Genomic DNA, 5868 nt, shown 5'->3' with positions numbered 1-5868 from the left:
GCTGCCTATCTTTTTTTACCACAAGTTGGCTCAATCCTTACTAACTATGGGTTTGGGGCGGGTCGTCACCCCCCCAGATAATTAACAGAAGTTAGGCTGGGGAAAATCACCTCCACCATTTCCGACTACCTAAAATCAGGCTACTGTTAGCAAAATAAGGTCGCATAAATTTGATAGTACAACCTATATTGGTTTATTTAAATAGGGGCGATAAATGTTGTAATATATTCCCAGCGGTAGAGGTTAAAATTTCCAATGCAGTCAATAGGCAACAGGCAAATAGCGAACCAAATAAATCCATAAAATTAAAAAAAAAAGAACACTATGTCTCAACTTAGTGTTAAGATATAATCAAATAAGTCTGATGAGGTTACTCTAGGGTGTATCTACTAATAATGCCCTAAATGGAGTCTCCAATATGAGTTCTACGTTCGCTCAAGTTAACTCCCAATCTTCTCTTGAAAACCGGCCACTGCGCTCCTTAGTCTTCATTGACTCCGGCGTGGAAGATTACGAGTCACTGACAGCGGGAGTGCTGCCCGGACAGCAGGTAGTAATACTAGATAGCACCAAAAACGGCATCGAACAAATTACCTCCGAAATTGAAAAATACGCCTCTACTAACGGGGCGATAGACTCTGTTCACATTATTTCTCACGGCAGTTCTGGCAGCCTACAACTCGGCAATACCGCTCTGGGTTCCGATAACATAGAGCAATACAAAAGCCAGTTGGACTCGTGGCAAACTTCACTAGCCCCACAAGCAGACATCATGCTGTACGGCTGCGATGTAGCAGACGGTACAGGTGCTAATTTCGTCGATCGCTTCAGTCAATTAACCGGGGCTGACGTTGCGGCATCCACCAACACAACCGGCCGTAGCGGCGACTGGAATTTAGAATTTGCTTCTGGTCAAATTGAATCTCCCTCAGCCTTGCAGCCAGAGGCTATGGCTAGTTACCAAGGTGATTTAGCTACGATCGTAGTAGCCAACAATAGCGATAGCGGGCCCGGTTCATTAAGGGCTGCGATCGCCACCGCTGTTGCCGGCGATATCATCACCTTCGCTCCAGGTTTAGCCAGCCAAACCATTACTTTAACCAGCGGTCAACTCGATATTCCCGTTGGCAAAAACATTACCATTGACGGCGCCGCCGCACCCGGTTTAACCATCAGCGGCAACAACGCATCCCGCGCCTTTTTTGTCAATGCCAACGTGGCAACTGCTACCAATTTTGTTGTCAAAAACCTGATTATTACTAACGGCAAAACTACTGATCGAGGTGGCGCGATCGGCACAACCGACGAAGTAAACCTCACCGTAGAAAACGTTCAGTTCAACAACAACGTAGCCGATAAAGGCGGTGGCGCAATTTTCGGTAATTTCAACAATACCCTGACTGTTACCAACAGTAAATTCAACGGCAACGCAGCCACCTCCGCTAACGATGAACGCGGTGCAGGTGCGATCGGCTTTTTGAGTTTCAAAACTTTTACAGTCACCAACAGCGACTTCACCAACAACAAAGGAATTAACGGCGGGGCAATTAACAGCCTTCAAGGTAAGCTAACAATTGACAACTCCCGATTCATCGGCAACGACACCACCGCAGCCGTTTACGCAACAGGCCAAGAGAATCCGTTTTTAAGGGGTTTTGGCGGCGCAGTTTACACAGACAGAGCCAGCAATCCGAGCGAAGCTTCCGGCACAATTAAGATTACCAATAGCGTATTTCAAGACAATAAAGGTCGAGGTGAAGGAGGCGCAGCTTATCTGTTCACCGGCAGCCAAGACAAGGTTATTTTGGAAAAGAGTACCTTCCAAAATAACGAAATTCTGGGGCTACCCAACGGTGGAAATCCTGGAAACGGTGGTGGGGTAACGGTTTTGAGCGACAGCACCAACCAGGGATTGACCATTGCCAACACCACCTTTGCGGGCAACAAAGCCGGCAATCAAGGTGGCGGGCTGTGGATGCGAAATGCCCCTACTACGATTACTAACAGTACGTTTTCTGGCAACTCCACGGCGTTTGCTGCTGGTGATTTCAACAAACTCGGCGGTGCAATGACTCTTGGTGCACCCACAACCATTCTCAACACGACGATCGCCGATAATTCGGCCGGCTGGGTTGGTGGAGGTATCTTCGCTGATGCCAATAATGTCACCCTCAAAAACACGATTCTTTCCAACAATACAGCGGCTAACGGAGGAAACCCTTGGGGCATCCAGCAACACGCCACCGCCCAATATAGCGATCTAGGAGGGAATTTTCAGTGGCCGGTGATTGACACCGATACCAAGGTGACGACAAGTGTGACGGTCGCAGACCCGAAACTCGGCCCTTTGCAAACCCTCAACGGCGCTTTAGTCAGGCCGCTGCTGATAGGAAGTCCGGCAATTGATAAAGGGATTGCCACGGGCGCACCCGCTACGGATCAGCGCGGCGTGACTCGCCCTCAAGATGGCGACACCATTCCAGGTGCGATCGTGGACAGTGGCTCTTTTGAATTGGGAGGTAGTGTCGTCCCGGTGCCAACTCCGACACCCGCACCGGTGCCAACTCCGACACCCGCACCGGCGCCAACTCCGACACCCGCACCGGCGCCAACTCCGACACCCGCGCCCGCGCCAACTCCGACACCCGCGCCCGCGCCAACTCCGACACCCGCGCCCGCGCCAACTCCGACACCCGCGCCCGCACCCGTTCCGACTGAGACTCCGACTCCGGCGCCAACACCACCGACTCCGGCGCCGACTCCCACGCCCGAACCGGCGCCAACTCCCACGCCCGAACCGACTCCGACTCCCACGCCCGAACCGGCGCCAACTCCCACACCGGAACCGACTCCGACTCCCACGCCCGAACCGGCGCCAACTCCCACACCGGGACCGACTCCGACTCCCACACCGGCGCCAACTCCGACTCCGCCGACACCGGAACCGACTCCGACTCCAACTCCGCCCGTAGATGATTGCCTACTCGATAGCCTCAACGCCCCGCAACTAGATCCTGCCACCATCACCCCCAACCCCGTCCAACAAACTGTCAACGGCGGCGAAGGTAACGATTTCATCATGGGCGGTGGCATCAACGAGTCAATTAACGGACAAGCCGGCAACGATACTCTCTACGGCATGGGCGAGAATGACAACATCCAAGGCGGTGCAGATAACGACTCAATCTTCGGCAATGGAGGCAGCGATTTCATCTCTGGCGGCGCTGGCAACGATACCATCTACGCTGGCAAAGATCCTGACACTGTTGTCGGCGCCGATGGCGAGGACTTGTTGAGGGGAGATCTCGGCAATGATACAGTTGCCGGCGGCGTTGGTAACGACAGCATTTTTGGCGGTAAAGATGACGATATCTTGCTGGGTGAAGATGGGGACGACTACATTTTAGGCAACTTAGGAAATGACACAATTAATGCCGGAAACGGCAACGATATTGCCTTTGGCAATGAAGGTGCAGACCTGATTTTTGGCGGGGAGGGAAATGACAGCCTCTACGGCGGCAAAGAAAACGACAGTCTCGATGGCGGTGAGGGCAACGACTTGCTCTTCGGTGGCGATGAAAACGATGTGCTCTGTGGCGACATCGGTAACGATACCCTGTACGGCGGCAAAGGTAATGATATTCTCAGCGGCGGTGCTGGGGACGATTTCCTTTCCGGCAATGTTGGGGACGATACTTTGACTGGTGGTTCGGGAAATGATGTGTTTTTCCTAAGTCAAAGTTTGGGTAGCGACATCATTAATGATTTCCGCAAGGGAGAGGATTTAATTGGGTTGAATTCTGGTTTGAGTTTTAATCAACTCAGTATTACTTCCAGCAACAATCAAACTTTGATTACTGTGACGGACACCAATCAATTGTTGGCGAAGCTTAACGGTATTACCCCCGGTATTCTCACCGCTAGCGATTTCACTCAGCTAACAATCTAACTGCCTCGGGTAGAGTGCGTCATAAGCAGCAAGCCCGCTTAGGAGTGGTGAAGAAAGCTCTCAAACTCCTGAAATGTGGTGGATGACGTTAGCGCAGCCCTCTCCTACGGGGGCTACGCCAACGAAGAGGATCGCTCGATCCGATTCTTTTTAACAGCGCGATCGGTAATAAATCTTGTTTATTGCCGATCGGCCACACCTAGAATGAGGCACATCCGTCTATTGCACTCCTGAGCTGGCTAGCCAGCTCAGGAGTACCCGAATAAAGCAAGCTTTCTCAAGCACTAAATTTCAGATTTTGGGGAACTTTTTGCCAGCTATAAAAAAAGTTAAATTAATCAATTTTTTAGGGGCAATTTTCCTGGTTTTCCATAATGTGAATGTATCAGGTAATAGCTATAGAGATTCTCAGGAATTCGGAACCCCAGAAAATCTTTTATGAATTTTACCTGACCAAGGCTTTAAAATGGTTTGATGCACTACTTATCTCGCTAAGGGTGTGCATGGCCAATCTACATAGAGAGGTTCCCCGTGCCAGACTATTTACATTACATTTTCTGCAGTTAATTGCTAAAAAAATCGCAAGTTTCACACAGCTTAAGCTGATTTGGGAGACAAGTCTCGGATTTCACTTAGGCAGAAAATTAAACTTTTTCCCTAAATTTTAATCTCCCCGATGGATCACCGAGGTTTTAATTCTGCCTACTGCCTTCTGCATCTCTAGCCTTCTGCTTTCAAGGTGAATCTACCAGCAAATAGTAAACATTCTCATGGGTATGCGAAATGAGTTCAACTTTTGCCACTAACATGGATTCACAATCTGTTCTCCACAATGCTGGTTCTAAATCTCTTGTCTTCATTTATTCCGACTTAGATGACTATCAAACTCTTGCCGATGGCGTGCTTCCCGGTGCAGAGATCGTCATTTTAGATAAAAATGGTAACGGAGTCGAGCAAATTACTGCGAAACTGCAAACAATTTCTGCTGCGGGGGAAACTGTAGACCAAGTTCACGTTTTTTCTCACGGCAATTCTGGCAGCTTGCAGCTAGGTTCTGCAACGCTGAATTCGGATAATTTGTCACAATATGAAAGCCAGTTGCAAGAGTGGCGAAATGCGCTAAGCGACAAAGCAGATATTGTGCTTTATGGTTGCGATGTTGCTGCGGGTTCGGGAAGCGATTTTGTCGATCGCCTGGGCGAGTTAACCGGGGCTGATATGGCGGCATCTAGCGATCGCACTGGCCGCGGCGGTAACTGGAATTTGGAGTTTGCCAAGGGTGATATTGAAGCACCGCTAGCCTTGACTCCAGAGGCAATGGCGGATTATCAAGGGGCTTTAAAGACTATTACCGTTACCAACAATAGAGATAGCGGAGCCGGTTCCTTGAGAGATGCGATCGCCACGGCTGTTGCTGGCGATACCATTCAATTTGCCTCCACTCTTGCCAGCCAAACAATTACTCTCACTTCCGGTCAACTTGTCATCAACAAAAACTTGACAATTGATGCAGTTGGTGCAGCAAATTTAACCATCAGTGGCAACAATGCTTCGCGAGTTATCCTAACCGAAGGTTCAACAAATGTTACTCTAAAAAACCTGATTGTTGCCAACGGCAAAGTTTCTGGAACCGATCCGAATAATGACGCAACTAGCGCCGGTGGTGGCATTCAAACAGGAGGTAGCAGCACTTTAACTTTAGAAAATTGCCAAGTCAATAATAATGTTGCCGGTTTTGGTGGCGGCATTTACACGGGTTTTCGCAGCACGACAAATGTAATTAATAGCAAGTTTAGCGGCAATGATGGTTCGCGAGCGGACAATACCGAACGGGGGGGCGGCGCGATCGCAACCAAAAGCGGCGGTGTTCTGACTATCAGAGATTGCGAATTTACCAACAACAAAGGCAGCGACGGCGG

General features: G+C 49.8%; 2 protein-coding genes. Both read left to right on the top strand.

All coding sequences use genetic code 11. The annotated features are described in order from the left end of the window. Window positions 1–418 precede the first annotated feature (418 nt). Complete coding sequence (locus QUB33_RS28445; RefSeq protein WP_333357681.1) at window positions 419–3949, top strand: DUF4347 domain-containing protein; 3531 nt, start codon at window positions 419–421, stop codon at window positions 3947–3949. A 783-nt stretch (window positions 3950–4732) separates the two neighbouring features. Further along, a partial coding sequence (locus tag QUB33_RS28440; protein ID WP_333357678.1) for a DUF4347 domain-containing protein occupies window positions 4733–5868 on the top strand: 1136 nt, incomplete at its 3' end.

The organism is Microcoleus sp. B3-A4, from assembly GCF_036705385.1.
In the GTDB taxonomy this organism is placed as follows: Bacteria; Cyanobacteriota; Cyanobacteriia; order Cyanobacteriales; family Microcoleaceae; genus Microcoleus.
Note: the sequence above shows the minus strand (reverse complement) of the source record. Positions and strands in the feature narration are given on the sequence as shown.

Excerpts from the sequence above, each read along its gene's own strand:
- QUB33_RS28445 (WP_333357681.1), top strand. The coding sequence starts at position 419 with ATGAGTTCTACGTTCGCTCAAGTTAACTCCCAATCTTCTCTTGAAAAC.